The following is a 5,611-nucleotide window of genomic DNA, read 5'->3' on the forward strand; positions in this document are numbered from 1 at the left end:
TACTTTAACCAAAAAATTAACTATAAACTAAAACGGATATTCATTTTTTGCTATTACATGGTCAGCAACTCTTCTGCGTGCATCCTTAAGGTTAAGCGGCTCTAATTTTGTGAATCGCTTAAGGCCCATAAGCATCATTCGCTGCTCATCTCCCTCTGCAAATGCATAGATTGCTTGCTTACCAGCTGCTGCTGCTCTTTCTACTGCTTCATAAAGATAAATACGCATCATATCAGTCTCGATACTCATTGCCTCTTCACCTTTTTGGCTGATTAGTTTTTCTACTCTCAATAATGCAGATTCTGCTACATAACCTTCGATTAGCATGTCGGCCAGATTCATAAGAATTTCTTGCTCTTGGCTAAGGTTTTGCATAAACTTCTGAACAGCCGCTCCTGCTACCATTAGGCCAGCTTTTTTCAAGTTCTTAAGAATCTTCTTCTCTTTTGCAAAAAGCTCATCGCCATCAGAAGCTCCAAAATCTGGAATAGACATTAGCTCTTTTTGCACTGCCATAGCAGGGCTCATTAGGTCAAGCTTACCTTTCATAGCTTTCTTCAACAACATATCGATAGAGAGCATGCGGTTAATCTCGTTTGTACCTTCAAAGATTCTGTTGATACGTGCATCTCTGTAGGCTCTGTCCATAGGGCCGTCCGCTGAGAAGCCCATGCCTCCATAAATCTGCACCCCTTCGTCTACCACGTAGTCTAATACTTCAGAACCGTGCACTTTGAGTATCGCACATTCTATGGCAAACTCTTCCACAGACTTCAGTCTGGCTTCAGCAGCTTCCATACCCTGACTAACTAAGCTATCGTAAGCGTCATCGATGTTTTGACCTGCTCTGTAGTGCGCTGACTCAGATGCATAAATTTTAGAAGCCATTTCAGCAATTTTATGCTTAATAGCTCCAAAGCTTGAGATTGACGTGCCAAACTGCTTTCTTTCGTTGGCATAATTAACTGCATGAGAAGTAACGGCTTTACAAGCTCCGATAGCAGCTGCACCCAATTTAATACGACCAATATTTAGGATGTTAACTGCTATCTTGAAGCCATTTTCTCTGTCTGATAACATGTTTTCAACAGGCACCTTACAATCGTTGAAGAAGACCTGACGGGTAGATGATCCTTTGATACCCATCTTTTTCTCTTCCTCATTCATTGTAATACCGCCAAATTCTTTCTCAACGATAAACGCACTTAAGTTTTTATCATCATCAATTTTGGCAAATACAATGTAGATATCGGCAAAACCACCGTTTGTTATCCACATCTTCTGGCCATTGATGATGTAGTGCTTGCCATCATCAGTAAGCTTAGCTTTCGTTTTACCAGAGTTGGCATCAGATCCTGAATCTGGCTCTGTTAAACAATAAGCTGCTTTATACTCACCAGTGGCTAATTTTGGCAAATATTTTGCCTTTTGATCATCGTTACCATAATATAAAATAGGTAGTGTGCCGATTCCCGTGTGTGCCGAAATAGCTACGGCAAAAGAATGACCCGCTCCCAAAACCTCTGCTACAAGCATAGAGGTGTTGAAATTCATACCAAAACCGTCATATTTTTCCGGAATAGACGTTCCTAATAAACCAAGTTCTCCTGCTTTATCTAATAGAGAAGGCATTAATTCCGGCTTCTCCATAGAATCGATTTCGTCTAATCGCGGATATATCTCCTGCTCCAAAAAGTCTTTACAAGTTTGAGCAATCATCTTTTGCTCTTCCGTCCACTCTTCAGGTGTAAATACTTCTTGTGCGTTTGTTTCTTTGATGAGGAACTCTCCTCCTTTGATAGCAGATGCAGTCTGATTTGCTACCTCTTTTGATTGTTCTGTTGCTGTGGTGCTCATAATTAGTAGATTTTTTAATTGTAAGGAGGCTCCCCCGACCTTACTAGTAATTTTATTTCCTTATAGTTTAGAGCTTCGAGCTATGAGCTATGAGAGATACTCACAGCTCACAACTTGTAGCTAATAGCTTAATTTAATAGTTCATATATCCCTGCTACTCCCTGGCCACCACCAACACAGGCAGTTACCATTCCATACTTCTGATTTCTTCTTCTCATCTCATTGAATAGCTGGATCGATAATTTGGCTCCCGAGCATCCTAGTGGGTGACCTAAGGCAATTGCTCCCCCATTAGGGTTTAGTTTATCCGGATCGATGCCCAGCTCTCTAATTACAGCTAAAGATTGTGCTGCAAAAGCTTCGTTTAACTCTATCTGATCGATATCATCAAGCTTAAGACCTGCAAGTTTTAATGCTTTTGGCACTGCCGCAACTGGTCCGATTCCCATAATTCTAGGCTCAACACCTGCAGCTGCGTAGCTTACCATTCTAGCGATTGGCTCCAGGTTCAACTCCTTCACCATCTTCTCAGACATCACCATCACAAAGGCAGCTCCATCTGATGTTTGTGAAGAGTTACCCGCTGTTACAGATCCACCCTGAGCGAAAACTGGTTTTAGCTTTCCTAAAACTTCTTTGCTCGTGTCAGCTCTTACTCCTTCGTCAGTATCAACTGTAAATTCTCTGGTTTTTTTCTTCAGGTTAGCGTCAAGATAAGTTTCCTTAACAGTAATCGGTACGATTTCATCTTTGAAGCGACCTTCTTTGATTGCAGCTGCTGCTTTTTGATGTGATTGGTAAGCAAACTCATCCTGATCATCTCTTGAAACCTTATATTTTTCGGCCACCTGCTCAGCAGTGAGCCCCATGCTGGTGTAATAATCCGGGTGTTTAGAAGCTATCTCATAATTGAGTGCTGTTCTATAACCCATAACTGGTACCAAAGACATTGACTCGGTACCACCAGCGATGATACAATCCGCCATTCCTGCATGAATTCTGGCCGCGGCAATATTAATTGCCTCCAAACCAGAGCCACAGTATCTGTTGATCACCATACCAGGCACTTCTTTAGGTAGCGCAAGTAGAGATATCATTCTACCCATTTGCATACCTTGCTCAGCTTCCTGCACTGCATTACCCACGATAAGGTCATCCACGAGCATTGGGTCTAAGCCTTTTGTTTCTGAAACCAGATGCTTAATTACATCTGCAGCTAAGTCGTCTGGTCTTGTAAACCTAAAGCCACCTTTTTTGGCTTTTCCAACCGCTGTTCTAAATCCTTTTACTATATATGCGTTCATTTTTGTAATGTTTTGAGTTAAGAGTTTCGAGTTGTGAGCTAATGGCTCGCTGCTCAAAGCTCATAGCTATTATTAATTTCTAAGCGGTTTACCCGTTGTTAAAATCGACTGAATTCTCTCAAGCGTCTTTTTCTCACCCGTAAGAGATAAGAATGCTTCTCTTTCAAGATCAAGCAGGTATTGCTCAGACACCATTTGTGGATAAGATAAATCACCTCCACACATCACATAACCGATCTTCTCGGCAATCTTTGCATCATGCTCTGAAGCATACTTACCCATCTTCATTCCATTTACACCGGCCATTACGAGCGCCATACCAGTTTTACCTTGGACTTTTATGTTCGTAGCCTCAATTGGTTTGGTATATCCCGCATCTGCTAACTCAATAACAGTGGCTTTTGCGTCAGCTATTTGCCTGTCTTTGTTGATAGAAATTCTGTCGATAGATCTTATGATGCTCATATCCATTGCCTCGTGCGCTGATGTAGCAACCTTAGCAGTAGCTATATTCATAAACGCATTTTGAAGCGCGTTGAGTTCGACATCACCACTTTCAAATCGATCAGAAATTCTCTTAGTCAACTCCTTGGTACCACCACCACCAGGGATTAGGCCTACGCCTACTTCTACCAGGCCAATGTAAGTCTCGGCTGCTGCTTGAATGACATCTGCATGCATTGACATTTCGCAACCTCCACCAAGTGATAGACCGTGTGGGGCAACCACTACAGGTACACTTGAGTATCTTACTCGCATCATGGTATTCTGGAAGTGACGGATCATGAAATCAATCTCATCATACTCCTGCTCGATGGCATACATAAACACCATACCAAGGTTGGCACCTGCAGAGAATTGTGCTCCCTGGTTACCAATAACCAATCCTTTATAATCCTTTTCAGCCATATCAATGGCTTTGTTAATTCCCTCTACTACTTCTCCACCAAGTGTGTTCATTTTGGTGTGGAATTCTAAGTTGAGAACACCATCACCTAAGTCGAAGATCGAAGCACCTGAGTTACTCCAGATTACTTTGTTTTCTCTGATGTTATCAAGAATGATAAACTCTTCAGCACCAGGTACCGCTTTGTAAGATTTAGACTCGATGTCATAATAATGCCTTACACCATCTTTTGCAGTGTAGAAAGTTTCAATACCAGCATCGAGCATATCATATACCCACTGGTTAGGCTTGTAGCCCATTTCTTCCATTTTTTCTACAGTCTTTTTCACTCCGACTGCATCCCATGTTTCAAAAGGCCCAACTTCCCATCCAAAACCAGCACATACAGCATCGTCTATTTTGTATAACTCGTCTGCGATTTCCGGTATACGGTTAGAAACATATTTGAAAAGAGCATAAAATGAATCTCTGTAGAATTCACCCGCCTTGTCTTTTCCTGAGAATAATGGTTTGAATCTTTCTTTAAGACTTTCAATCGGCTTGGTAGCCTCAAGGGTGGCAAACTTAGGTCTTGACTTAGGCTTGTACTCTAATGATTCTAAATCTAATGTTAGGATCTCAGTCTTACCTTTAGCGTCTTTAGTTTTCTTATAAAAACCCTGACCCGTCTTGTCTCCTAACCACTTATTTTCTTCCAACTTACCTACAACATCAGGTAGGTTAAAGGTCTCACGACCTTCATCATCAGGAAGGCTTTCGTATAGGTTGTTGGCTACTTTTATTAAAGTATCGAGACCGACAACATCAGAAGTTCTGAATGTTGCTGACTTTGGTCTACCTATTACTGGTCCTGTAAGCTTATCTACTTCGTCTACATTAAGGCCAAGTTTTTGCATCGAATCTATCACCTTGAGTATGGCATAGATACCTACTCGGTTGGCGATAAAAGCAGGCGTATCTTTACATAACACCGTAGTTTTACCCAAGTAAAGGTCTCCGTAGTTCATCAGAAAGTCTACAATACCCTGGTCGGTTTTAGGAGTTGGTATTATCTCTAATAACTTCAGATATCTTGGAGGGTTGAAGAAGTGAGTTCCGCAGAAGTGCTTTTGGAAATCATCACTTCTACCATCAAGCATCAGGTTGATTGGAATACCTGAAGTATTTGATGTGATAAGTGTACCTGGCTTTCGATATTTTTCTACCTGATCAAAAACCTTCTTTTTGATATCAAGATTCTCAACAACAACTTCGATGATCCAGTCGCAGTCTTTGATTTTCTCCATATCGTCATCGAAGTTTCCGAGTGAGATACGGCTTGCAAACGCTTTATTATATAAAGGTGCCGGTTTGGACTTTACCGCTGTGTCGAATGCCTGGTTAACAATTCTGTTTCTCACAGCCTTGTCTTCCATAGTAAGTCCCTTTTTCTGCTCTTGCTCTGTGAGTTCTCGAGGAACAATATCGAGCAGTAAAACATTGACACCAATATTTGCGAAATGACAAGCAATACGAGAACCCATGATACCTGAGCCTAGTACTG

At 41.5% G+C, this 5,611-nt stretch carries 3 protein-coding genes; all 3 read right to left on the bottom strand.

The genetic code is table 11. The features are described 5' to 3' along the window. Window positions 1-27: 27 nt before the first annotated feature. Window positions 28-1,857, bottom strand: coding sequence for an acyl-CoA dehydrogenase family protein (locus E1176_RS07285; protein ID WP_155209946.1), 1,830 nt, complete (start codon window positions 1,855-1,857; stop codon window positions 28-30). Between the two features lie 128 nt (window positions 1,858-1,985). After that, window positions 1,986-3,161 carry a thiolase family protein gene (locus tag E1176_RS07290; protein WP_155209947.1) on the bottom strand — a complete coding sequence of 392 codons (1,176 nt, stop codon included), beginning with the start codon at window positions 3,159-3,161 and terminating at the stop codon, window positions 1,986-1,988. Window positions 3,162-3,233: 72 nt separating this feature from the next. Continuing rightward, window positions 3,234-5,611 (bottom strand): 3-hydroxyacyl-CoA dehydrogenase/enoyl-CoA hydratase family protein (locus E1176_RS07295; protein WP_155209948.1); only part of this gene is annotated, 2,378 nt, incomplete at its 5' end.

Source organism: Fulvivirga aurantia (assembly GCF_009711475.1).
GTDB classification, from domain to species: domain Bacteria; phylum Bacteroidota; class Bacteroidia; order Cytophagales; family Cyclobacteriaceae; genus Fulvivirga; species Fulvivirga aurantia.